Raw genomic sequence first — 25,441 nt, 5'->3', positions numbered from 1 at the left:
ACAAGTCAATATGTTAGTGGATTTTGCATTATGTTTAGTACGGAAACTAAGCTGATAGTTCTCTATGAGATAGATATCTTTCCGTGTATGACGCAAAATACACAAGGTATTTTAGACTTGTTATTTTCTCTAATAATCATTGAACAAAACAAAATATGAATAACATAATTGTCTTGTTATCTTTTAACTTCTCAATAGCTTTTTATATAATTTAGGATTCATTTTAAATATAGAAAATAAAATTATCCAGTGAAGCTGTTTTTTATTGCTTTGAATATAAGATTTATATGTTTCTGATACCTTATGGTTAATCAATGTTAAATATTCAGTATTATTTTCAATATTATTAGAACATTCAAAATAACAATTTATAAGCTTAAATAAATACCATTTTAATGTTTTTGAATAGATTTCTTCATTATTTATATTTTTAATGAACTTAACTTTTTCATCGTAAACATCTATTATATCTAACCTTTTTTTATTAAACTTACTTGTAGTTATACTGTTAGGAGTGATCCTATAGTAGTATAAAGGCCTATTAGTATAAGTGATCTTATTAGCTTTATAATATAATTTATATGTAGTGCCTTCATCTTCATGAATTTTGCCTACAGGATAAAAAATATCTTTAAAGAGTTCTCGTTTGTAGAGCTTATTCCAAGCTACTACTGTTTGAGTATATAAGCCATTATAGAAGTTATTTAGGCTTTCCATATTATTGTAAGAATTAATAATCTCATCATCTATATGAGATATTGAGTCATCGCTATTAGCTGTTTTAAAAAAATCGCAACATGAAATATCAGAATTATTTTCCTTTAGCAATTTTAACAAAACTTCATACATAGTTTTATCTAACCAGTCATCGCTGTCTACGAAACCAATATAATTTCCGCTAGCTATATCAAGGCCAGCATTTCTGGCAGAACTTAGACCATTATTTTTCTTATGTATAACAATTATTCTATCATCCTTTTTAGAGAATTCATCACATATCTTTCCGGAATTATCCAATGAACCATCATCAACTAAAATAATTTCAAGATTCTTTTCAGTTTGATTTAAAATGCTATCTATACATTGAGGTAAATATTTCTCAACATTATAAACAGGCACAATAACACTAATTAAATCTTTAGTATTTTCCATAATATATTCTCCAATCTTTTACTAAGGTTAAAATTTGCTCTATAGATGGTTAAGCTGTAATAAATTATAACATATTAAGGCATAATTTAGAATTAATAATCTGTAGCAGGTATTGTAATAGAAAATTAAAAGTCAATATTTAATATGTATTATTGAGTTTTATGACTACATTGATATAATAAAAGGTAGATATGTATTAAAGGAGAAAAAGATGAACAATAATACTAATTATTCAAATTATGAAGACTTAGGGCTAAGAGATGCGCAGTTAATAATGGCAAGCATTTTAAAAGATGTAAAAAGAATTTGTGACAAGCATAATATTAGATATTTTTTAGATGCTGGAACGCTTATAGGAGCGGTTAGACATAAAGGATTTATACCATGGGATGACGATATTGACATTGGAATGCTTAGAGAAGATTATAATGAATTTTTAAGTGTAGTTAAGAATGAACTACCTGATCATTTATTTTTGCAGACTCATGAAAATGATCCTAATTATGATATCTATCAAGTTCCATGCAAAATAAGATATAATAATACACTTTTTATTGAAGATAAGATTGCAGAAAATGAAAAGATGCATAATGGTTTATTTATAGATATTATACCTTATGATAGTCTTCCTAAAAAAAGATGGGTATACAATATTCAAAGAAAAATAAGTAATTTCGTATTAAGAAGTTTCATAAGAATTAGAGAAAAACCTGAAAAGCTTACATTAAAAAATAAAATTACATATTTTGTTTATAATATTGTATCAAGTATTTTTACAACAAAAAGAAGACAAAAGTTATTTGATTTTTTAGTTAAATGGAATGATAAAGATTCAGAATGCATGGGATATGGATTGGATACAGTATGGAGTCAATACATATATAAAAAAGAGGACTTTTTTGATTTGATAAAAGTTGAATTCGAAGGAGATTATTTTAATGCGCCTAGGAATTATGATGCTGTTTTAACACAATTGTATGGCGATTATATGACACTTCCGAAAGAAGAAGACAGAGTATGGCATGCCAGAATAATCAAAAAGTTAAAAAATGCCTAATAGGCATGTTCGTTTTAATTATAAAAGAATGTAGATTTATTTATAGTAGTGAAACTATTTCTCTAAATAAGAGTATTTTTACTTAGCTATAATGAATGAAAATGAAAATTTACTTAAGAAAATGGCTTAATATTGCATATGGGCATCAATACTAGTATAATTCAAGTAGTGTTGAAAAGTTTAAAGTTATTTGACGGTACAGTATTTAAATATAAAAGTATATCACTCATTTCTGGTTGGAATATATTTCATGGACTAAGTATAGTTTGTTATTGGGATATCCACAATTGATGTGAAAAATGATAATTTTAACATATATATTCTTTAAAACAAAAGAATATATATGTTCATAATGTCTATTAGTCCAATATTATAGTAAGTTATGGCATTAAATAGGCCAGTATGCTGACTTATTGTTTTCTGAATATAATTAAATAAAAGGAGCGAATAGTTTTGGTAAAAGTATCTATCATTACTCCTGTTTATAATGTAGAAGAATGTATTGAAAGAAGTATTAAATCTGTTATGAATCAAACTTGCAAAGATTTTGAACTTTTACTTATAGATGATGGATCGAAGGATAAAAGTATCGATATAGCAAGAGGATTACTTGAAAATTCAAGTATAAATTATAAAATCATAACTCAAAAAAATTCGGGTGTTAGTGCGGCAAGAAACAGAGGAATAAAAGAAGCTAGTGGAGAGTATATAACTTTTTTAGATTCAGATGATTATATTGATCATAAATTTGTTGAGCGTATGTATGAAAAAGCCGAAGAAAGTAAATGTGAGATAGTTTTTTGTGATTATAGTGAGGTTGACGCTAAAGGAAATGTACTAGTCCAAAATAGAACTAACTATTTAAATGAGTTCATTAGCGGAAAAGAAGCTGCTCTTATGCAGTTAAAAGATGATATAACAATAGGAATGAGAAGTGCTATATATAAATCTTCCATTATACAAGATAATAATCTTTTATTTGATACTAAAAGAAAATATGGAGAAGATATGGTCTTTGTTGTAAAGGCATTGTTATATGCAAAAAAAGTTATAAGCGTAAATGAAGTATTGGCTTTTTATGTTATATGGGGAAATTCTGTGACTCAAAATGTATCATTGAAGCATTTGGATTGCTATTATTCATATATTGACCTATTAAATGATATAAAAGGTGATGAAAGCTTAAAGAAGATAAAAAGTTTTTTAGTTGAATTTAAGATACCTTATTCAATATCACATGTTTTTTCGGTATTAGGTAAGGATTCAAATTTCCATGAGGAACTTTTTAAGTTTTTAAATAAAGAGGATGTAAGAAAATATTTAAAGAATTATAAAATGCAAAAGTTGGATAAGAATAATATTAGATATTCTATTCAATGTAAGGGAATGCTGTCTTGTCCTAAATTATTAATAAAAGTTTTAGATAAAGTAAGATAATAGTTTAAATTAGGACATTTTAGTGAGAATCTCTGAAGTAGGAGGGGAAGTATAGTGAAGAATTGGAAGACTTTTATAGTTATGATAATCGATATGTTTATGGTTAATATGGCATATCTTTTCTCAATAAATATAACCAATAGTGGAGATTTTACATTAATTGCGAAAATATACACTCATGATTGTATAGCGTTAAGTTTAATTTATTTAGTATGTTTTTACTTGTTTAAAATGTATGAAAGTCTATGGCATTTAACTGGTACTGACGAGTTTTTGTTAGGTGTTGGTGGAAATATTTTAGCAGGAATAATATCAATAGGGTATACTAGAATTCTAGGTAATACAATTCCGTTAAATGTTTCGGTTGTCGGAATACTTTTAAGTATTTTCTTTGTATTAGGATATAGAATATTGTATAGGGTATATAGAAGAACTCTTTTGTACATACCATTTAAATACTCATCAGACCAAAGAAGAGTAATGATAGTCGGGGCTGGCTCGGCTGGAACTATGCTTATTAATGAAATGATGGCAAGAAGAGAACTAAAGTATAATCCGATAGTTCTTATAGATGATGATAAAAGTAAGCTTGGAAAAAGAATATCAGGTGTAAAAATAGAAGGAAACAGATACGATATACCTTATATAGTTGGAGATCAGGAAATAGATTTAATATTAATTGCGATTCCATCTCTTGATGCGAAAAATAAGGCAGAAATAATTGAAATTTGTAAGAATACAAATTGTAAACTTCAAATAATACCTGGAATGTACGAAATACTAAGTGGAGACGCTACAGTTAGTAGAATAAAAGATGTTGATTTAGAAGATTTGCTTGGAAGAGATCCTATTCAACTTGATAATAAAGGGATTTCAGATTATATAGAAGGAAAGACTATATTAGTAACTGGAGGGGGAGGATCAATAGGTTCGGAACTTTGCAGACAAATTTCTGTATATAATCCTAAAAGACTTATAATATTTGATATTTATGAAAACAATGTATATGATATACAAAATGAACTTAGAGAAGAGTTTCCAGACATGAATCTTACTGTATTAATAGGTTCAGTTAGGGATAGAAAGAGACTTCATGAAATATTTACAAAATATAGAGTAAATGTGGTATTCCATGCAGCAGCACATAAGCATGTGCCTTTAATGGAAGATAGTCCTAAAGAGGCTATAAAAAACAATGTTTTTGGAACTTTGAATTTAGCATTAGAAGCAAGTGAGGCTAACGTAGAAAGATTCGTTATGATTTCAACAGATAAAGCTGTTAACCCAACTAATATTATGGGAGCAACAAAAAGATTATGTGAAATGATCATTCAAGCCATGGATAAGCAGTCTAGGACAGAATTTGTTGCGGTTAGATTTGGAAATGTGCTTGGAAGTAATGGATCAGTAATACCATTATTCAAAAGACAAATTGCTAATGGTGGCCCTGTAACTGTAACTCATAAAAAGATTATTAGATACTTTATGCTAATTCCAGAAGCTGCGCAGTTAGTGCTTCAAGCCGGTGCTTTTGCAAGAGGCGGAGAAGTTTTTGTATTAGATATGGGAAAACCAGTTAAAATTTATGACTTGGCATGTGATTTAATAAGGCTTTCAGGGCTTGAACCCAATAGAGATATAAAAATTGTGGTTACAGGTCTTAGACCAGGAGAAAAGCTATACGAAGAACTTTTAATGAGTGAAGAAGGATTAGAAAATACGGTTCACAATAAAATATATGTAGGTAAACCAACATTTGAAGATATGAATAGCTTAACAATTAAGCTGGAGCAATTACAAAAGTTATTGGAGCTTAGCGATATATCAGAGATTAAGCATCAAATGCAAAAGATAGTTCCAACATATCATTATAAAAACGAAGATGAAGTGGCTGCAGAAAATGCGGATAAGGAGTAATAATGACGAGAGAAGATGTAATTAGAAATATATTTTTAGCTATTATATTTGCTATTAGTGGATTTTTAGGAATAGCAAATGGAAGTTATATAGTATCTATAATGTACATATTGACAGTAGTAATATTAGTAGTTTTTATTCTTAAAGATAAAGATTTATATAATATGTTCTATACACTACTTTTAATTTCTGCATTTTATGACTATACATTGTATGTACCAAGAGTGCAAAGTGTATATTTATTTCATATAGTTTTGGGCATATTTACACTTATGTCATTGTTTAGAATATTTAAAGACAGACAGATTTTAATGGACTTGGATAGAAAAGTATTAGCAATATATGTACTTTGGTTTATATATATGTGTGTTAGTATAATATGGTCGTTAAATAAAAGCTTGTCAATAAAGTATATAGCTATCTACTTGATGATGTTTGCGTTTATTGTAAACATGATGGTATATAACATTAATAGAGAAAGAATTAAAAAAACAATTACTATATTATCATCGCTAATTTTACTTATAATATTGATTGGTTTTATAGAAGTTATTCTTGGAAGACAGCTACCAGTTAAACATTATGCTGATGCATTTATTGAATTTCTACCAAAAGGTGACCAAGATTTAATACATGCAAGACCTATAGCATTTTCATTTAATCCTAATAACCTAGCGGCTACTCTTGCAATACTGTTACCAATTGGTTTTTATGCGATATATAAATTTGAGAACATATTTTTTAAAGTAGTTTGCATAATTGCTTCAATTATTGCTTTTTCGTTGATTTCAATAACAACATCAAGAACAGGTTTTGTGGCTGCTGCATTTGGAGTTATAGTTTATCTAATTTATTCTGTAATAAATATAAAAAGGATAGGATTAAAGGGGATAGTATGCCCATTAATTTTAGTGATTTCTCTTTTTGTGGCCTTTAAATATAGTTATATGATAATGAATATTTCACAAACAGAATCTGGTCAGGAGCAGAAGAAAAATGGTCTTGCAGATAAGCTTGATGCTCTAGGGGAGCAAGAAATTCAAGAAGGCGGAGATGGATCTCTTAATGTTAGATGGACAATAGTAAGCGATGTATTAAGAGGAACAATAAAAGAGAAACATTATCTAGGCTATGGAGTAGGAAATGTTGAACAATATATTAAAAATCAAGGAAATACAGGAAATATATATAGCCCGCACTGTTATCCAATAGAAATTCTTGGAGACTTCGGTTTACCAGGGCTAGCGCTTTATGGTATATACTATTTATACTTGTTAATTCAAAATATGATTACTGGAATAAAGAAAAAGAGTCCAATGTGTTTTGCAGCTGTAACAGGCCTTATAGCTTTTGCACCAGCAAGTTTTGGACCTAGTTCTATAACATATGTATTTTCATATTGGATGCTTATGGGGTTTGCAGTAGCATGTATACAAGTTTACAAAAAGGAAAGTAGTGAGTATAAACCAACATCGTCATCCTCAATGAAGGAATATAGAATAGGATAATAGAGAGCACGAGTATTTATAAGTTAAAATATAATATAATTCAGATATCAATATATTATCAAATAAAAAATGGAAGGAATACCTTCCATTTTTTAGTTGTTAAAGTCTTATATTTCAAATGTTTAGAATATGTTGATTTATACTTATCCTAAATATTTCTCAATAATTTCTGTGATTATTGAAGAACTGTCTCCACTTCCAAATGCAGAAGCAGGAGTACCAGTTGGATTGAAGTTTTCTATAGCCTCCATTATCTTATCAGAATTACTTCCAACTATAACGTTCCAACCGTTAGTTACAGTTTCAACCCATTCAGTTTCATCTCTCATAGTTATACATGGTTTCTTTAAGAAGTATGCTTCTTTTTGAACTCCGCCACTATCTGTAACTATCTTTTGAGAATTTTCCTGAAGAGAAATCATATCTAAATATCCCACAGGATCAATAATTCTTATATTTTCTCCAACATGCAAATCATAAGTTTCAATAAATTTCTTTGTTCTAGGATGTAGTGGAAGTATGATTCTCTTACCAGAGTTATTTAAAGCAGTAATGATTGAAGATAATCTTTCAATACTGTTAGTGTTTTCAGCACGATGTATTGTTGAAAGTATATAACTATTTGGTGCTAAATCAAGTTTGTCAAGTATTGTTGAGATATCTTTAGCTCTTTCTTTAAAGAGATTTATTGCATCATACATTACATCGCCGACATTATGAACACCTTTTGTAATATTTTCATCCTTTAAGTTATTTAAAGCAGTTAAAGTAGGTGTGAAAAGTAAATCGGATATATGGTCTGTTAATATTCTATTTTGCTCTTCAGGCATAGCCTTATTGAAACTTCTAAGACCAGCTTCAACGTGCGCTACAGGAATTAATAATTTGCTTGCACATAGGCTACCTGCAAGGGTTGAATTTGTATCTCCATAAACTAAAACCATATCTGGCTTTTCTTTTAAGTATATTTCTTCAAGAGATATTAACATGCTGCCAGTTTGATGCCCATGATTAGATGAACCAATGTTTAAATTATAATCTGGTTTTGGAATTCCAAGCTCTTCAAAGAATATATCAGACATATTATTATCATAATGCTGTCCTGTGTGTACTAAAATTTCACTGTTTCCATTTCTTCTAATTTTATTAGATACTGTCGCGGCTTTAATGAACTGTGGTCTTGCACCTATAACAGTTAATACTTTCATATAATAGGCCTCCTTAAATTTTAGGTATTTATTTGTGAATTATTTATATTTACGTATAAATAAATATAAAGTGAAGTTTATTTGAGATTAGAATTATCTCAATTTGAATATTAGTTAAACTTATAAAAAATAATCACCACAATGTCTAGGTGTATGCGAATGATATTACACTTACGCAGAATTAAAAATTGATTTAGTGTGACTCGTCTAAGCAAACCACTCAAAAGCGAATTTCTAAAGTTTATATTTTAGAAACATAAGATTTCGATTTAAAGTTTTTATGTTCTGTCCTTCGCATCTCCCTGTGAGTACTTGGCTTATTGCTATATAATCACTCAGCTGACTTTTGAAAGAAGGCTCTCACATAAAGAGTAAGTGCTGTAGCGACTAGACATCAGATAACGTTATTTTATCATATAAAATTCATAAATGAAATAATATGGGTGATATTATAAAGTAAAAGCTTATATTCATATTGTTGAAATGAAGTATTTCATATGTTATTCTTATACTGATTATAACTCTGGAGGGAAAAAGATGAAAAACTGTTTAGTACTTTTAACTAAAGTTTTTCCTTTTGATAAAGGAGAAGAATTTATAGAAGGCGAAATAAAAATGCTTTCTGAAGCTTTTGAAAAAGTAATAGTGATAGCAACTAGTGTAGCTGATGATGCGATACAAACAAGAAGTATTCCTAGTAACTTTGAAGTACATAAAATTAAGGCTTCAAAAATAAAGCATAGTTTACCTATTAGTGCTGTGAAGCTATTTCCATTTTATAATTATAATGGATGTGTAGATAAAGAAGAACGCAATGTTATTAGTGGTTCCATAAAAAAGAAAGCTTATTTAACATATTTTACAGCAAAAGCAAACAGTGTTTTAAAAGAAGTTTTGGAAATCATTAAAAAATATAATATGGATGAGTATAGCGGGATAACTTTATATAGTTATTGGTTATATGATATTGCTTTTGTGGCAATAAAACTTAAAGAACTTTATGGTAAAAAGATTACAAGAGTAGTAAGTAGAACACATAGATATGATCTTTATGCTAATGAAAACTCGATGAATTATATACCACTTAGATATTATTTCCTAAGAAATTTAGATGCGGTATATCCATGTTCTGACGATGGAAGTAATTATCTAAAGAAGCTTTATCCAGATTACTCAGATAAAATTAAAACTGCATATCTTGGGACAAAAGATTATGGAACTTCGCAAGGATCAAAAGACTTAGCATATAGAATTGTGAGTTGCTGCCATGTTTCACCAGTAAAGCGTATAGATTTATTGGCAAAGTCACTGGCAACATTGAAAGATTCGGGATTAAATCTAAAATGGACACATTTTGGAGCAGGAGATGGTTTGGATCAAATTAAGGAGTATGCAAGAGAAAATCTTGATTTTATGGAGACAAATTTTCCTGGGAGTGTTAAAAATTCCGAGTTAATGGAATATTATAAAAATGAATCAGTCGATTTGTTCATAAACACAAGTAGTTCAGAAGGATTACCGGTTAGTATCATGGAAGCATGTTCTTTTTCAATTCCAACAATTGCGACTAATGTAGGCGGTACGGCTGAGATTGTTAGAGAGGGCGAAACTGGATTGTTATTGGATAAAGATTTCGATCCTGAGGAGCTTGGAAATAAAATTAAATATATGGCAGAAATATCAGAGGAAGAAAAACAAAAATTCCGTGATAGATGCCGTTTACTTTGGACTGAAAATTTTTGTGCAGATAGTAATTTCAGAAAATTTGCACATGGAATTAGAGCGGTCCAATAAAATCAATTAAAAAGTTCTGATTTATTTTTTATCAGAACTTTTTTATATGATTAATTATAGATCATTTACGGAGGAGAGTGTGCCAGAAAGTTTTATTTAAGATGATTCAAGTGATAATTGAAGAATTATCTCAATTTCTGGAAACAGAAGTATGAGTTTCTGTTAGATTAAATTTTTCTGATAAATTCATAATTTTATTGGAATCACTTCCAACTATAAAGTTCTAAACGTTATTCATAGCTTCTATCTATTCAGTATTATATCATTATACATGGCTTCTTTTTAACTCAACCAATATCTGTGTAATCTCTCTATAATAAAAGCATATCTATGTATTCTACAGGTATCAACAGTTTACTTACGCAAATGCTTCCAGTAAGAGCTGAATTCGTTATAAAGCAGATTTATCATAGATAAAATAAGGAATGACTAGCCTTATAACTGGATTAGCCATTCTTAATGTTTATGATTATGATATAATTGGAATTAAATGAAGTAATACTCTAAAATGTAATAGATAGTATTTGAGTTGAAATATATAATTATTATTTGGAGGCGTAATATGTTAAAAAAGAAGATACTAGTAGTAGAAGATGAATTTTCAATTAACGATACTTTAAAATTTGCTCTTTCAAAGGAAAATTTTGAAGTTAGGGGGGCATACAATGGGGAAAGTGCGTTAAAAATTTTTGAAGAATTTGAACCTCATTTGGTTTTGTTAGATATAATGCTTCCAGACATAAGTGGTTTTGAATTATGTAAGATCATGAGCCAAAAAAGTTACATAGTTATGCTTACTGCAAGGGATGATGTAATTGATAAAATATTGGGAATGGAAATAGGTGCCGATGATTACATAACAAAGCCTTTTGAAATAAGAGAAGTTACAGCAAGAATTAATGCTATTTTTAGAAGGGTAAGTAAAAATATTTTTAATAATGAACATGAGAATATAGCTAGTACTGTTTCAGAAAATGATTTAGATGATATCGATGGAGATAAGAATAAAAAAGATGAGTTCACTATTAATTTTGATACAAGAACGGTAATTAAAGATGGGAAAGAGATAATGCTAAAAAGAAAAGAATTCGATTTGTTGAGCTATTTATATAAGAATAAAGGAATTGTCTTTAATAGACAGCAGCTTTTAAATGAGGTTTGGGGATATGATTATTACGGGGATACTAGAACTGTTGATGTTCATATACGAAGGTTAAGGGCAAATCTTGGTGATGATAAGGAAAATTCAATAGTGGAAACAGTTTTTGGTGTAGGGTATGTAATAAGATAAAAGCATAAGGTTAGGAAGTGGAGAATATGCTGAAAACACTAAAAGGAAAAATAATGATAGGAATTGTATTTGCTCTTATTATATTTAATTTTGGGTTAAGTATTTTCATATATAATACTTATTATGCAAATATAAAGAATAATATTAAAGATGATATGGAGAATATTAGAAAGTTCAGCACAAGCACTTTAAAATATAGTGCTATGGTTATTGAAGATGATCTTAAAGTAAAAAATAAAACTGTGTATGAAGTTAATAACAATTATGATTGCTATGTGGGACTGTATGATTATAATAATAACCCAATAGATTATAAAGGTAATATCTTATTTGAAAATAGTATTAATAATGTATTAGAAAATTCAAAAGGAAAAAGCTCGGTAATAATATTTAATGTTAAAAATGGATTGGTTTGTACATATGTTTACCCTATATATCTTAATGGAAAATATGATTCGAGTTTAGTTATACAAAAAAGCTATAATGATTATTATGATAGTATTAAAAATATAATGACCAATATTATAGGAGCTCAAATTGTTCTTTTAATAGTAATAATAGGAGCATTAAATTATTTTATAAATAAAATAATAAGCCCGTTAAAAAAGCTTAGTGTACAAATGAAAAAATATGGAGAAGGAAAAGAAGTTGATAGAATTTCAGTGAAATCTAAGGATGAAATTGGACAAGTTACTAAGTCTTTTAACGAAATGATTGAAGAAAAGAAAAAATTAGAAAATATATCGAAAGAATTTTTTAATAATGCAACGCATGAGCTTAAGACTCCAGTTACTTCAATATACGGATATGTTCAAATATTAAAAGAAGAAGATTTAAATAGTATGGATGAAGAATTCAAAAAAAGAGCTGTTAATAGAATAATGATGGAATGTGGAAAATTAAAAGAACTTATACAAAAGCTTCTTGAAATTTCACGATGTGGTGTTAGAAAAAAGGATATAAAGCAAGAGGTTAAACTTAACATATTAATTGCAGAAATATGTGATAGATTAATTGATAGGTGTAGACGATTAAATAAAGAGTTTATTATTAATATAGATGAAATTGCTGTATTAACTGTAAAAGAAGATATTGAGCATATAATTTTAAATTTAATTGATAATGCATTGAAATATTCAAAAGGAAAAGAAATATATATTTCTCTTAGTAAACCTGACAAAAATAAAGATGATTTTATATTTGAAATAAAAAATAAAATTTCTTTAATACCTGAGAATATTTCTAAAAATCTATTGGAACCTTTTATTAAATATAATGAATTTGATGGAAATATAGAAGAAAGTATTTCAAGTTCTGGATTAGGACTATATTTATGCAATGAATTAGCTCAAAAGAATATGTTTTCTTTAAAATATGAAATAAAAAAAGATGAAATATTTTTCTATTTATTCCGGCTATAAATCTAATTCTTAACTTAGATATCTATAGCATCCTTTTAGGTATATAAAAATCATTTCAAAGTATTACAAAAATGTTACAGAAGTGTTAAATAAGTAATAACTATTAATAAAATACTACAAGAAAATTACAAAAATGTAAAAAGCATTGAAAGTATATGAAATGGGTTTATTATAGGTGATGTACCAAGTGTACAAATTAAATATTTATTATCTGAGGAGGAATAAATTAATGAAGAAAAAAGTATTAAATCAACTAATTGCAGCAGTTTTAGTTTGTGGAAGCATTTTAGCAGTGGGGATGACAGCAGCAAATGCAGAAGTGAAAACTCAAACAGGAATGATTACAGAGAATGGTAAGATATACTTTTATAATGGATTAGGTCAAAAAGAAACAGGTTGGATTAATATTAGTGGGAAATGGTACTATTTTAATGAGAATGGCGAAATGCAAAAAAATACAACTTTAAAGATAAATGACAAAAGTTTCAAATTTGATGAAAATGGAATAGCGCTTGATGAAGATGGAACTCAAGTTAGCGACAATGTAACTGATAAGTCGAAGGAAGAATTAAATAAATATGGAGCACATATTAAAATTAAGTATGGGAAAATTTACTACTGTAATGATTCGGATAAAGAAACAGGATGGGTTCGTGATGTAGATGGTAAAATATATTATTATAATGAAAAAGGTGAAATGCAAAAAAGTACAACAGTTAAAGATCTTACTGGCAAAGAAGTAAAGCTCAATGAAAAGGGCGTAGTTGTAGGTGAGCATGGATATGATCTTGTTAATGGAGAAGAAGTTACTTACGATAGTTCTGAAGCTTATAAAGAGAGTCATAAACAGTGGAAAAAGATAGGTAATGATTGGTATTATTATTTTGGGGATCAAGGAATTAAAATAGTTGACAGCTGGCAACTAGATAATGGATTATACTACCATTTTGATCATGATGGAAAAATGCAAAAAAGTATAACAGTTAAAAGTGAGAAAGGTAATGATTGTATATTAAATGCAGATGGAGCATTAACTAATAAAAGTACACCAGACATTACATTTGATGATGATAAGTATGAGTGGAAACAAGTAGATGGAAATTGGTATCATATGAATTCAGATGGGGATAAAGAGAAAGGATGGATTCAAGATAATGGTAAGTGGTATTATTGCAATAAAGATGGTGTAATGCAAAAAAATACAACTATAATAGACCACGATATTAAATATGTTTTAGGTACAGATGGTGCTTGGATTAAATAATATCTGTATTACAATTAAGTTTTTGATTTAACAATTATGTAATAAGTTTGCCTTATAATTATTTCTATTGAATTAGCTTAGAAAGTAATTATAAGGCTGCTCTGATTTATTTTATATTGCTATTTTATTTATATGTGTATTGTGCTGGGAGGGGAAAGATGAAAAAGATAATTAGTTTTATAGCTTTATTAGCAGTTATATTTTTTGGCATGTATTATGGTGAGTACATAAAGAAAGGCCATGAGGAGATTGAAGTATTAAATACAGATGTAAGTATTAATAATATAAAGAGTATCATAGAGATAGAAAATAATATTAATGATGATTATGAGGAGATTCCATTGGGCTATAATAATGGAAGTGTATACTTAATAAAATACGACTATATTAATAAAAAATTATATGATAATAATATCTTTATTTTAAATAAAGATGGAAGTAGTAAAGAATGTGGAATAAAGCTGCCAGATAATTATTTAAATGGAGAATTAAATATTTATGGTGATAAAATTTTTGGAAGGAATGGTTATTTTAATTGGCAGTCTGGAAAGGAATATAAACTACTTTCTGATGAAGATAATGTATTTCAGTCAAGATGGTATTCTGTTTCTGGAAATAGTGACTATTATTTACGTTCTGAAGATAAGGAGCAAAATAAAAAGTACATATTATATAACATTAATAGCAATGATAAATACGAGTTTGAATGTAACAGCAATAGTGAAGATGTTATAAGTGGCATATTTTATGATGATATATCAAAAGACTTCTATGCAATGTGTCAAAATAATGTAGTAAAACAAATACAGATTAATGAAGGTAATTTTACTATAGAAAAATATGATGATATAAAAGTTCTTAATAAAAATCTAGTAAGCCAGGAAGAAAAATTTAAAAATAGCTATGTATATTGTTTTGAGGGACAGGCATATATAGGTTTGGATTGCAATGATAAATATCAAGATAGTATTAACATTAACCAATATGATATAGTTAATAAAGTTGCAGAGAGATTAGACAATATAAGCCTATATGGTTATGATGATTTTTACAAGGATTATATACTAATTAAAAAAGATGATGAGAAAAGTGTTAATAAAATTTATTTAGCTAAGCTTGAGAAAAATGGATTTGATATGCTTATTGAAATTCCTAAATTATATGGTGATGATAGTAAAATCAGTATTCGTATGGTTGATTCAGAAAATGTATTAGTTAAGGAAGAATATCATGATAAAGAAAATAAAAAAATAAAAAATAGATATGTAGTCTATGATTTATCACAATATTTTCAAGATAACACCAACAAGTTAAGAAGTGATAATGATAAATTAACATTGAAAAATACTTATAAAAATATTAATGAATATGATGATTCTAATAATAAGTCTAAATTAAATACTGAAGAAGTCAAACAGCCTGAGCAAATGCCAAAAGATATTATACCAAAAGAGGAGATTTCAAAAGAGAATACTTCAAAAGATAATGAATCTAATATTAAGACCACTCAAGAAAAGGATTATAGAGAATCTGATTCATCATGGAGAAAAGGAAATGGTGACTGGTATTATTATAAAAATGATGAAAAAGCTATAGGGTGGTTGAAGACTGAAAAGGGGTGGTATTATTTTTACAAAGATGGAACTATGCAAAAGGATGCAATTGTTCTTGGGAAAAATGGGAAAGAGTATAAATTAGGACATGATGGATTATTGCTTAATCCAGACTCAGAACTAGATTATGATTATGCTGGAAGCAAAGAAAAAACGAACAAAGAGAACAATAGTAATAATACAAGAAGTGTTGATAGTAGTGCTACAAGTAGTATTGGTGCTAATAATATAAATGAAAGCAATATTAATAAATAGATTATCATAAAACTAGCATCTGTAATGAATGGAACATTATAGATGCTAGTTTATATTCTGTGAAGTAAAAAAGAATTATTAGTGCGATTTTAGGTTTAAGAGAAATATTTATAAGCTATATAGTCAAGTAATTAAGTCTTATAAAATGATAGTTTGAAAATAAAATTAAAAGTAAAGATGAGGATTTTTAATTGAGAGAAATTTATAGAAAAGTTGATAATTTTCATTTTATAGATAAGTTAGACTAGCAAAATCATAGTTGGATAATGAAGTAGAAGGTATTAATATAATGTTAGGGGGTAGATTTAAAGTTCTTTTTTTAAAGGAAATCCGACTCGCATGCACTCGCTGGATAAGTTCAGTTAGCAAAATCATAGATTTTGAGCTTCACTTATGTTATAATCTATAGCGTTAATTAACATTATAATGCAAAAAAGGAGCAATTAAGATGAATATCTTACTTATAAATCATTACGCAGGGTCTGATTATCATGGAATGGAATTTAGACCTTATTATATGGGGCGAGAATGGGTTGATATGGGACATAAAGTAATCATACTTGGTGCTGATTTTTCACATTTACGAAAGAAAAACCCACAAATAAAAGAGGATTTCGAAGAAGAAATTATAGATGGAATTACATATGTATGGGTTAAAACTCCAGAATATCAGGGAAATGGAGTTGGAAGAATTAAAAATATATCAACATTCATGTTCAAATTGAGAATGAATTATAAGAAACTTGCCGATAAATATAGACCAGATGCAGTAATAGCATCTTCGACTTATCCTTTAGATATATATCCAGCTCATAGGATTGCAAAGAGGAGTAATGCTAAACTGTTTTTTGAGATACATGACTTATGGCCTTTAACGCCAATGGAAATAGGAGGGTATTCTAAGAATAATCCAGCTATAGTTATGCTTCAAAGAGCAGAGGATTTTGCTTTTAAAAATTGTGATAAAATTATTTCAATTTTACCTAATGCAGATAGGCATATGAAAGATAGGGGATTTAGTGCGGATAATTATGTTCATGTTCCAAATGGAATAATTGTTGGAGAGAAAAAAAATGCTCCTATGGAAAAAACTATTGAAAGATTACAAGAACTAAAAGATGAAGGTTATTTCTTAGTTGGATATACAGGAAATCACTCGCCAGCTAATGTATTAGATACGATGATTGATGCTGCAAAGAAAACTACAGATGAAAAAATAAAGTATGTATTAGTTGGAAATGGAAACGTGAAAAATGAATTAATACAATATGCTAAAACTAGTAATGTAACGAATGTTGAATTTCTAGATCCTGTACTTAAAGATAATATGGATAATGTACTAAGATTATTAGACATATGTTATATAGGACTAAAAAAGCAAAATTTATTTAATTATGGCGTAAGTCCAAATAAATTATTTGACTATATGATGGCAGCAAGACCAGTAATATATGCAGTTGAGGCTTCGAATGATCCAGTGAAGGATTCAAATTGTGGTATTACGGTACCAGCAGAAGATCCAGATGCTGTTGTGAAAGCAGTTATGGATATTAGAAACTTAAGCGAAGATGAAAAAAATAACTTGGGCCAAAATGGTAAGGATTATGTGTTGGAAAATCATACTTATCGCGGGCTTGCAGAGAAATTTTTAGATGCACTAAAATAACTTAAAAATTTATGAAGAAATTCAATAATATGAGCTGAATTGACTAAAAAGTTGTAAAATAGTTAATATAATATTATATGTTCTGAAATAAATGAATTAGGAGTAAATAGATGAATACATTCAATAAAGTAGTTAAAAGAATATTTGATTTGATATGTTCTACTTTAGGACTTATAGTTTTAAGTCCGATTTTGATAGTTATTGCCATTAGAATAAAAACAGATTCTGATGGACCTGTATTTTTTAAACAAATAAGAATTGGTGAAAAAAATGAAGAATTTGAGATTTTGAAGTTTAGGACTATGGTTGTGGATGCAGAAAAGTTAGGAAGACAAATTACTGTAGGAAATGATAGCAGAATTACTAAAATAGGTGCTTTTTTAAGAAAATATAAACTTGATGAACTTCCACAATTAATAAATGTATTTAAAGGAGACATGAGCCTAGTGGGGCCGAGACCAGAAGTTCCTAGATATGTAAAGATGTATAATGAGGAACAGAGAAGGGTTCTAGAAGTTAAACCAGGGATAACAGATTTAGCATCAATTAGATATAGAGATGAAAATGATTTACTTGGAGAAGCAGAAAATCCTGATGATTTTTACATAAACACAATTATGCCAGATAAACTTGCATTAAATCTAGAATATATAAATAAAAATAATATATTTTTAGATATTTATATAATACTTAAAACAATAGTGAAATGCCTTTAATCAAAGAAAATTGTTTCGATAGCTAATGAAGTTAAAATACTATTATTTAAAATTAGTCTCTTAACTTGTGATTTTAGCGTATGTATTTAAAATATTGTTCTAAATGCATTAGTAAAACTAACTTTAAAGGAAATTATGAACTATTGAATTTGATTAAAAGTATTTAATTTGAGAGAGGTAGATTAATATGAAAAAATTAAAATTTGCTATTATTGGTTGCGGAAGAATCTCATATAAGCATGTTGAAGCATTAGCTAAAAATGTAGAAGAAGCGGAACTTGTAGCGACTTGTGATGTGGTTTTAGAAAAAGCGGAAGCAAAGAAATCTGAATACATAGAAAAAACTGGAGCAGCTGAAGATTCTGTGCATGTATATACAGATTATAAAGAAATGTTAGAAAAAGAAGATATAGATGTGGTTACAATAGCGACAGAAAGTGGCTATCATGCTGAAATTGCTATTCATAGCATGAAAAAAGGAGCTAGTGCATTAGTAGAAAAGCCAATGGCTATGTCTATTGAAGATGCTAATGAAATGATTAAGGTGGCTAAAGAAAACGATGTTAAGCTTGGAGTTTGTCATCAAAATAGGTTTAATAAGCCTATACAGAAATTAAGAGAAGCTATAGAAGACAAAAAGTTTGGAAAATTAGTTAATGGTACAGCTAGAATACTTTGGAATAGGAATATGGGATATTATGAACAAGCACCTTGGAGAGGAACTTGGGCATTAGATGGTGGTACACTTATGAACCAGTGTATACATAATATAGATTTACTTCAATGGATGATGGGTGGAGAAATCGAAAGAGTTTATGCCGAATGTGATACTTATCTAAGAGATATTGAAGCTGAAGATTTTGGTGCTGTAATAATAAGATTCAAAAATGGTGCTATTGGAATAGTTGAGGGATCAGCTTGTGTTTATCCTAAAAATCTAGAAGAAACATTAAGTATATTTGGCGAAACAGGAGCAGTATCAATTGGTGGTCTTGCAGTTAATGAGCTTGAAACATGGAGATTTGAAGGCGAAGATGAAGAAGCGGTTAAGAAGTCTGTAAATGTTAAAATAGATAATGTATATGGAGAAGGACACACACCGTTATTTAAGGATGTAATAGATTCTATAAATGATAATAGAGATCCGCTAGTATCGGGAGAAGAAGGTAAGAAGGCAATGTCTATAATACTTGCAGCATATAAATCAAGAAAAACAGGAATGCCAGTAAAATTTCCATTAACAGATTTTAAAACATTAGATATGAAAGAGAATTAGCAAAGATTTTAGTTTAAATGTATTAAGTTGTTGAATACATTTAAACTATTATTTCATAAATATGTAAAAAGTATATATAAAATAGGAATACTTAAAAAATGTGTTGGGCAAAATTAATTAGAATTGTTTATTATGGCTTAATATATTTAAATTACCAATAATAAGATGAGAGGATGATATATTGTGAAAGTAAAAAAAGCTATTATACCAGCCGCAGGTCTTGGAACAAGATTTTTACCTGCAACTAAGGCGCAACCAAAGGAGATGCTTCCAGTAGTTGATAAACCAACAATTCAATACATAGTTGAAGAAGCAATCGCTTCTGGAATTGAAGAAATCTTAATCATTACAGGTAGAAACAAAAAATCTATAGAAGATCATTTTGATAAATCAGTAGAATTAGAATTAGAATTAGAGAAGTCTGGAAAATCAGAATTACTTGAATTAGTAAGAGATATATCTGATATGGTTGATATACATTATATAAGACAAAAAGAACCAAGAGGATTAGGTCATGCAATTCATTGTGCAAAAACTTTTGTTGGAAATGAACCATTTGCTGTTTTACTAGGTGATGATATTGTTGATAGCGAAAAACCATGCTTAAAACAATTAATAGACTGTTATAGCGAATATAAAACTACTATCCTAGGAGTTCAAACAGTAGCTAAAGAAAATGTTTCCAAGTACGGTATAGTAGATGGAATACATGTTGAAGATAGAGTTTATAAGGTAAAAGATTTAGTTGAAAAGCCTAATACCGAAGAAGCACCAAGTAATGTTGCTATACTTGGAAGATATATTATAACACCAGAAATATTTAATATATTAGAAAATACTAAGCCAGGAAAAGGTGGAGAGATTCAATTAACAGACGCGCTAAAAACTTTAATTGGAACTGAGGCCATGTATGCATATAACTTTGAAGGTAAAAGATATGACGTTGGAGATAAACTTGGGTTCTTGCAAGCAACAATAGAATTTGCCTTAAAGAAAGATGAATTAAGAGATGAATTTATAGATTATTTAAGTTCTAAGCCATGGGAAAATAATTATTAGAAAATAAATTAAGAGTAATTAAATTAATAAATCCTAAAGTATATTTTAGGATTTATTAATTTATAAAATATACATAACGATAGTAGTTTTGATATGTATATGAAAATCTAATATCAGAAATTAAACTTTTAGAAACTAATAACGATTGGTATACTTTTGAATTAAGAATCTTATACCAAATATAATTAGTGAAATAAGTAATACAATATTTAATACCGAATTACCAAATTGTATAAATAGTGTACATATCAATAAAAATATAAATACACCTAAAAGCCATTGTATAAATCTCATTATTTTGTCTCCTTGTAAAATTAATTTTGTAATATTAGTTTATCCTAAATTGAAAGATGCAATTCATGAAAATTTTCCTAGTAATTGAAGAGAGATGAAGAATATAGTAAAAATCGTTATAAAAAACTAATTATAATTAACCTTATTATGATTTTTTATGGCGTGTACATGCTGGCATATGCAATTTAAAGATATAGTAAAATTTACAAACAGCTTGAAGTAATTGTATTCAATTATTTTATTACTTGTAGTATAATTGTATTAAGTATAAAATAATGGTAAATTTAAGTTGTTATATAATCATGGAGTTCGTATGATTAGAGGATGGTGGGACAAATGCAGGATTATGAGAAGCTGTATAAATCGCTAAAGATAGAATATGAAACATATCAGAAGTTTTCAGAACAACATATACAAGAACTAAATGAGAAAAACGTAAGACTAGAAAAGAGCATAGATTCTTTATCTAATATAATAGAAGTAAGTAAATATATAAATACATTTTTTAGCAGTGATAATTTAATATCTCTAATTAATGACATGATTCTTGGAATACTAGGAGTTACATATTCAACCATATTTATGATAGAAAATGGTGAGTTAATAGTTAAGGCAAGCAATATTGAGAATATGAATATAAATCTAACTTCTAAGGAGTTTGTTCATATAAACAATGGAGAGGAATTCTTAGTTAATTCCAGAAAGCCTTTGAAGCAGACTGGAGAACATAAAATAGACATACATTCAATTATGGGATCGCCAATAAAGCTGAGAGAAAAATTTATTGGATATATAGTAGTAGAACATAATCTCTATAAATTTATGAACATAGAGCTTAAACTTTTCCTTAGATCAATTGCAAACCAGATTGCGATTGCAATAGAAAATTCTTTGCTATATAAAGAATTAGAAAAAATAAATCAAAGAGACCCTCTACTTGGAATATATAATAGGAAATACTTTTTTGAATTCTTAGAAAAGAATGATAATAGAAAATTAAACGATAAATTTGCCATAGTAATGATAGATATAGATGATTTTAAGAAGGTAAATGATACATATGGTCATCAATTTGGTGATAAGATTTTGATTAACACAGCTAATATTGTTAAGTGTGGAATAGATAAAAATGATATCTTCGCCAGATATGGAGGGGAAGAATTTATTCTATATATTTCAGATTTTACTAGTGAGGATAATGTGTATACCAAAATTGAAGCTATACGACGTACAATTGAAGGTAGTAAAATAAATTGTAACGGTAGAGATGAGTCTATAACAGCAAGTTTTGGAATTTCATTTTTCCCTTTAAATGGTACAGACTTAAATGAACTTATAAGTAAGGCTGATGATTTATTATATAAAGCTAAAAAAAGTGGTAAGAATAGAGTTCTGAGTGGAAATATATTTAAAATCTAATAATAATATTATAAAGCAAACTTATTTATATTAATAAGAATGCTTTTTTATTATTTAGGCTAATAATATTTTATAGTGGATAAGTAAAAAAATTATTATTAAATTAAAAAGTAGTTATTGGCTAAATTTATATTATCTTTAAAGCATCCGGTAAAATATTTTGTAACTTGTGGTATTTATTAATAAATATATAAGGAGGGTATATTATGGATAGTAAAAAGTTACTATCTTTGATAAAAAGAGAAGAAGGAACAAAGTTAGATTTTAAATTGAAACTAGAGCTTTTCTGTGAGACAGGTAAGAAAGAATTAACTAAAGATATATGTGCCATAGCTAATTCGAGTGGGGGAAGAGGATATATAATTGTTGGAGTTGAAGATAAAACCAAGAATATTATAGGCATACAAGAAAATGACATGTTTAAAGAAGAGCAGATACAGCAAATAATAACGACAAGATGTGAGCCTCCAATACCAATAGAAGTTGATTTTGTAGAGATTAAAAATAAGAAAATAGGCGTAATATCAATTTATGATGGGGGACAAAAGCCATATCAAGTTAGGGATAATGGAGCTTTTTATATAAGGAGAGGTTCTACTACAGATGTAATGAGAAAGCAAGAATTAATTGTATTATTTGAGGAAAATCTAAGCTTAACTATTGAAACATGCCCTCTTATAAAAAGTAGCATTGATATTCTAAATATGGAATTGGTTAATAAATATTTCAGCAAAAAGGGTATAGAAATTAATGAAGAAAATAAGAGATTTTTACTGTTAAGTGCAGGAATAGCCTTTGAACATAAAGAAGGCGCACCTCTTAAATGCACATATGGAGGATTGCTTGTATTTTCTGATAAGAATTATATATATATTCCTAACAATATGATAAAAATCATTAATAAGTTAGAAAAAACCAATGGAGAATTGCACATAATTCAAGGAAATCTTTTATCTATGATAGATAGTGCAGAAGAAAAAATAAAAGATATATTACCAAAGAATTATCCAATGCAAGCAATAATTGAAGCAATAAAGAATGCAGTTCTATATAGAGAATACTTTGATTTGAATAAAATAATCGAAATAATTATAGATAGGAATAAAATTATTATTTCAAGCCCTGGTGAGTTCATAGATGAAAATGTAAAAGGGCAAAGAACCAATTATAATAAAAGAAATATTTGGTTATATGAAAAACTAATTTCTTTAGATGAGAAAAGAAGATTTTTAAATAGCGGAAGAGGATTTACAATTATTAAAAATTCTTTTAAAGGGAAAGGCAGAGTTAAATTTATTAATTCACGAGCAGAACATAGTTTCAAGGTGATATTGCCGAGCATTGAAATTAAATGACATGGAGTTTAAATCTAAATAAGTGTATATAAAATATGAATTATTGCCAAAATTTAAGGTTGAGGATATACTATAATAAGTAATTCTAATATGAAATTTAGAATAATATTACTTTATTAACCTGAAATGCAGCATAAGTTAAAAACTTATGTAACAAAAAGTTGTGATGAAAAGTTTAATAAATTTATGAAGCTAAAATATATTTTTTGAGAAATACGTATAGTTTTTATAATCTGGACTTGTAATCTGCAATTAGTTTATATTAACTCAAATAAGAAAATTTTAGGAGGTACTATAATGGCAAATGTATTAGATGAGCTATTAGAGAGAGGATACATAAAACAATTTACACATGAAGAAGAAACAAGAAAATTATTGGAGAATGAAAAAATAACTTTCTATATAGGCTTTGATCCTACAGCAGATAGCTTACATGTAGGACATTTTATAGCAATGATGTTTATGGCTCATATGCAAAGAGCAGGACATAGACCGATAGCTTTAATTGGTGGTGGAACTGCCATGGTTGGAGATCCAAGTGGTAAAACTGATATGAGAAAAATGCTTACTAAAGAAGATATTCAGCATAATGTAGATTCTATTAAGAAACAAATGGAGAGATTTATAGATTTTTCTGATGGTAAGGCAATATTAGCAAACAATGCTGATTGGCTTTTAAATCTTAATTATGTTGATTTCTTAAGAGAAGTAGGAGTGCACTTTTCTGTAAACAGAATGTTAACAGCAGAATGCTTTAAACAAAGATTAGAAAAAGGATTATCATTCTTAGAATTTAACTATATGTTAATGCAAGGATATGATTTTTATGAATTAAATCAAAAATATAACTGTAAAATGCAGCTTGGCGGAGATGATCAATGGTCTAATATGATAGCTGGAGTTGAACTTGTAAGAAGAAAAGCTCAAGGGGAAGCTATGGCTATGACTTGTACTTTACTTACAAATAGTCAAGGACAAAAAATGGGTAAGACTGTTGGAGGAGCATTATGGTTAGATCCTGCAAAAACTTCACCATATGATTTTTATCAATATTGGAGAAATGTAGATGATGCAGATGTTGAAAAATGCTTGGCATTATTGACATTCTTACCAATGGATGAAGTGAGGAGATTAGGTGCGCTTGAAGGAGCTGAGATAAATGGAGCTAAGAAAGTTCTTGCGTATGAGATAACTAAACTTGTTCATGGAGAAGAAGAAGCTAAGAAGGCAGAAGAAGCAGCAACAGCATTATTTGCTGGTGGAGCTGATATGTCAAATGTTCCAACTGTTACTATAGCTAAAGAAGAAATTGGTTTACCTATATTAGAGGTAATGGCAAGTACTAAAATTATTCCATCTAAAAAAGAAGGTAGAAGATTAATTGAGCAAGGTGGCTTGTCTATTAATGGAGTCAAAGTTGAGGACGTTAATAGAATCTTAACTGAAGAAGACTTCCAAGATGGTGCTGTATTAATTAAAAGAGGAAAGAAAAACTATAATAAGATAGAAATTAAATAATTTTATTATACAAAATATGTTGTTAATTGAAGGTGTAAAAACTTTTAGTTAACAACTTTTTGTTTTTTTGAATACTAATAAAAGCTTTCAAATATTGTTGCCAAATAAGTATAAATCATATATATGGCAGTCTCATCTATAATACATACAAACATATTAATAATATTTTATTATGATGTATCGGCAAGTCAGATTAGTATTTATATTTTTTACGGGTATCA

19 protein-coding genes are annotated in these 25,441 nt (G+C 28.2%); 16 read left to right on the top strand and 3 right to left on the bottom strand.

The window, feature by feature from the left end; all coding sequences use genetic code 11:
• Positions 1–183 precede the first annotated feature (183 nt).
• Positions 184–1,152 carry a glycosyltransferase family 2 protein gene (locus F3K33_RS23580; protein ID WP_039769881.1) on the bottom strand — a complete coding sequence of 323 codons (969 nt, stop codon included), beginning with the start codon at positions 1,150–1,152 and terminating at the stop codon, positions 184–186.
• 211 nt (positions 1,153–1,363) lie between these two features.
• Here F3K33_RS23580 and F3K33_RS23575 point away from each other — a divergent pair, with 211 nt between their 5' ends.
• The 4 genes from F3K33_RS23575 to F3K33_RS23560 all read left to right on the top strand — a co-directional run bounded on the left by F3K33_RS23575 (position 1,364) and on the right by F3K33_RS23560 (position 7,071).
• Positions 1,364–2,209: a LicD family protein gene (locus F3K33_RS23575; protein WP_039769882.1), complete on the top strand. Its 846-nt coding sequence runs from the start codon at positions 1,364–1,366 to the stop codon at positions 2,207–2,209.
• Between the two features lie 453 nt (positions 2,210–2,662).
• Positions 2,663–3,646 (top strand): glycosyltransferase family 2 protein, encoded by a 984-nt coding sequence (locus F3K33_RS23570; protein ID WP_017211264.1) that lies wholly within the window; start codon positions 2,663–2,665, stop codon positions 3,644–3,646.
• A gap of 54 nt (positions 3,647–3,700) precedes the next feature.
• A complete protein-coding gene (locus F3K33_RS23565; protein WP_017211263.1) occupies positions 3,701–5,563 on the top strand; it encodes a polysaccharide biosynthesis protein in 1,863 nt (620 codons plus the stop codon).
• A gap of 2 nt (positions 5,564–5,565) precedes the next feature.
• Positions 5,566–7,071, top strand: a complete 1,506-nt coding sequence (locus F3K33_RS23560; RefSeq protein ID WP_039769883.1) for an O-antigen ligase family protein — start codon at positions 5,566–5,568, stop codon at positions 7,069–7,071.
• 143 nt (positions 7,072–7,214) lie between these two features.
• Here the strand turns inward: F3K33_RS23560 and wecB are convergent, their stop codons facing one another.
• Positions 7,215–8,279 carry a non-hydrolyzing UDP-N-acetylglucosamine 2-epimerase gene (gene wecB, locus F3K33_RS23555; RefSeq protein ID WP_023976453.1) on the bottom strand — a complete coding sequence of 355 codons (1,065 nt, stop codon included), beginning with the start codon at positions 8,277–8,279 and terminating at the stop codon, positions 7,215–7,217.
• A gap of 537 nt (positions 8,280–8,816) precedes the next feature.
• Between wecB and F3K33_RS23550 the strand changes: the two genes are divergently transcribed.
• The 9 genes from F3K33_RS23550 to galU all read left to right on the top strand — a co-directional run bounded on the left by F3K33_RS23550 (position 8,817) and on the right by galU (position 20,634).
• A complete protein-coding gene (locus F3K33_RS23550; RefSeq protein ID WP_039769885.1) occupies positions 8,817–10,073 on the top strand; it encodes a glycosyltransferase in 1,257 nt (418 codons plus the stop codon).
• A gap of 562 nt (positions 10,074–10,635) precedes the next feature.
• Positions 10,636–11,364 carry a response regulator transcription factor gene (locus F3K33_RS23545; protein ID WP_012060780.1) on the top strand — a complete coding sequence of 243 codons (729 nt, stop codon included), beginning with the start codon at positions 10,636–10,638 and terminating at the stop codon, positions 11,362–11,364.
• 26 nt (positions 11,365–11,390) lie between these two features.
• Positions 11,391–12,785 (top strand): sensor histidine kinase, encoded by a 1,395-nt coding sequence (locus F3K33_RS23540; protein ID WP_023976451.1) that lies wholly within the window; start codon positions 11,391–11,393, stop codon positions 12,783–12,785.
• A gap of 229 nt (positions 12,786–13,014) precedes the next feature.
• Positions 13,015–14,049, top strand: a complete 1,035-nt coding sequence (locus tag F3K33_RS23535; protein ID WP_039769888.1) for an N-acetylmuramoyl-L-alanine amidase family protein — start codon at positions 13,015–13,017, stop codon at positions 14,047–14,049.
• Between the two features lie 158 nt (positions 14,050–14,207).
• Complete coding sequence (locus F3K33_RS23530; protein ID WP_039769890.1) at positions 14,208–15,917, top strand: PspC-like choline-binding domain-containing protein; 1,710 nt, start codon at positions 14,208–14,210, stop codon at positions 15,915–15,917.
• Between the two features lie 448 nt (positions 15,918–16,365).
• Positions 16,366–17,583: a glycosyltransferase family 4 protein gene (locus F3K33_RS23525; protein WP_017211259.1), complete on the top strand. Its 1,218-nt coding sequence runs from the start codon at positions 16,366–16,368 to the stop codon at positions 17,581–17,583.
• Between the two features lie 110 nt (positions 17,584–17,693).
• Positions 17,694–18,299 carry a sugar transferase gene (locus F3K33_RS23520; RefSeq protein ID WP_017211258.1) on the top strand — a complete coding sequence of 202 codons (606 nt, stop codon included), beginning with the start codon at positions 17,694–17,696 and terminating at the stop codon, positions 18,297–18,299.
• A gap of 187 nt (positions 18,300–18,486) precedes the next feature.
• Positions 18,487–19,575: a Gfo/Idh/MocA family protein gene (locus F3K33_RS23515; protein ID WP_017211257.1), complete on the top strand. Its 1,089-nt coding sequence runs from the start codon at positions 18,487–18,489 to the stop codon at positions 19,573–19,575.
• Positions 19,576–19,758: 183 nt separating this feature from the next.
• On the top strand, positions 19,759–20,634 hold the full coding sequence (gene galU / locus F3K33_RS23510) for a UTP--glucose-1-phosphate uridylyltransferase GalU (protein ID WP_012060773.1): 876 nt from the start codon (positions 19,759–19,761) through the stop codon (positions 20,632–20,634).
• A 135-nt stretch (positions 20,635–20,769) separates the two neighbouring features.
• Here galU and F3K33_RS26555 read toward each other — a convergent pair whose 3' ends face one another.
• Positions 20,770–20,928 carry a hypothetical protein gene (locus F3K33_RS26555; protein WP_017211256.1) on the bottom strand — a complete coding sequence of 53 codons (159 nt, stop codon included), beginning with the start codon at positions 20,926–20,928 and terminating at the stop codon, positions 20,770–20,772.
• A gap of 336 nt (positions 20,929–21,264) precedes the next feature.
• Between F3K33_RS26555 and F3K33_RS23505 the strand changes: the two genes are divergently transcribed.
• The 3 genes from F3K33_RS23505 to tyrS all read left to right on the top strand — a co-directional run bounded on the left by F3K33_RS23505 (position 21,265) and on the right by tyrS (position 25,220).
• On the top strand, positions 21,265–22,347 hold the full coding sequence (locus F3K33_RS23505; protein ID WP_023973950.1) for a sensor domain-containing diguanylate cyclase: 1,083 nt from the start codon (positions 21,265–21,267) through the stop codon (positions 22,345–22,347).
• 206 nt (positions 22,348–22,553) lie between these two features.
• Positions 22,554–23,702 (top strand): AlbA family DNA-binding domain-containing protein, encoded by a 1,149-nt coding sequence (locus tag F3K33_RS23500; protein ID WP_023973949.1) that lies wholly within the window; start codon positions 22,554–22,556, stop codon positions 23,700–23,702.
• A gap of 297 nt (positions 23,703–23,999) precedes the next feature.
• On the top strand, positions 24,000–25,220 hold the full coding sequence (tyrS, locus tag F3K33_RS23495) for a tyrosine--tRNA ligase (RefSeq protein ID WP_023973948.1): 1,221 nt from the start codon (positions 24,000–24,002) through the stop codon (positions 25,218–25,220).
• Positions 25,221–25,441 lie beyond the last annotated feature (221 nt).

This window comes from Clostridium beijerinckii, assembly GCF_008705175.1.
Taxonomy (GTDB): domain Bacteria; phylum Bacillota; class Clostridia; order Clostridiales; family Clostridiaceae; genus Clostridium; species Clostridium beijerinckii.
This window is presented reverse-complemented; position numbering and strand designations above follow the sequence as displayed.

Excerpts from the sequence above, each read along its gene's own strand:
- wecB (WP_023976453.1), bottom strand. The coding sequence starts at position 8,279 with ATGAAAGTATTAACTGTTATAGGTGCAAGACCACAGTTCATTAAAGCC.
- F3K33_RS23580 (WP_039769881.1), bottom strand. The coding sequence starts at position 1,152 with ATGGAAAATACTAAAGATTTAATTAGTGTTATTGTGCCTGTTTATAAT.
- F3K33_RS23505 (WP_023973950.1), top strand. The coding sequence starts at position 21,265 with ATGCAGGATTATGAGAAGCTGTATAAATCGCTAAAGATAGAATATGAA.
- F3K33_RS23500 (WP_023973949.1), top strand. The coding sequence starts at position 22,554 with ATGGATAGTAAAAAGTTACTATCTTTGATAAAAAGAGAAGAAGGAACA.
- F3K33_RS23575 (WP_039769882.1), top strand. The coding sequence starts at position 1,364 with ATGAACAATAATACTAATTATTCAAATTATGAAGACTTAGGGCTAAGA.
- F3K33_RS23515 (WP_017211257.1), top strand. The coding sequence starts at position 18,487 with ATGAAAAAATTAAAATTTGCTATTATTGGTTGCGGAAGAATCTCATAT.
- F3K33_RS23530 (WP_039769890.1), top strand. The coding sequence starts at position 14,208 with ATGAAAAAGATAATTAGTTTTATAGCTTTATTAGCAGTTATATTTTTT.
- F3K33_RS23550 (WP_039769885.1), top strand. The coding sequence starts at position 8,817 with ATGAAAAACTGTTTAGTACTTTTAACTAAAGTTTTTCCTTTTGATAAA.
- F3K33_RS23535 (WP_039769888.1), top strand. The coding sequence starts at position 13,015 with ATGAAGAAAAAAGTATTAAATCAACTAATTGCAGCAGTTTTAGTTTGT.
- F3K33_RS23545 (WP_012060780.1), top strand. The coding sequence starts at position 10,636 with ATGTTAAAAAAGAAGATACTAGTAGTAGAAGATGAATTTTCAATTAAC.
- F3K33_RS23520 (WP_017211258.1), top strand. The coding sequence starts at position 17,694 with ATGAATACATTCAATAAAGTAGTTAAAAGAATATTTGATTTGATATGT.
- F3K33_RS23540 (WP_023976451.1), top strand. The coding sequence starts at position 11,391 with ATGCTGAAAACACTAAAAGGAAAAATAATGATAGGAATTGTATTTGCT.
- F3K33_RS26555 (WP_017211256.1), bottom strand. The coding sequence starts at position 20,928 with ATGAGATTTATACAATGGCTTTTAGGTGTATTTATATTTTTATTGATA.
- F3K33_RS23525 (WP_017211259.1), top strand. The coding sequence starts at position 16,366 with ATGAATATCTTACTTATAAATCATTACGCAGGGTCTGATTATCATGGA.
- F3K33_RS23560 (WP_039769883.1), top strand. The coding sequence starts at position 5,566 with ATGACGAGAGAAGATGTAATTAGAAATATATTTTTAGCTATTATATTT.
- tyrS (WP_023973948.1), top strand. The coding sequence starts at position 24,000 with ATGGCAAATGTATTAGATGAGCTATTAGAGAGAGGATACATAAAACAA.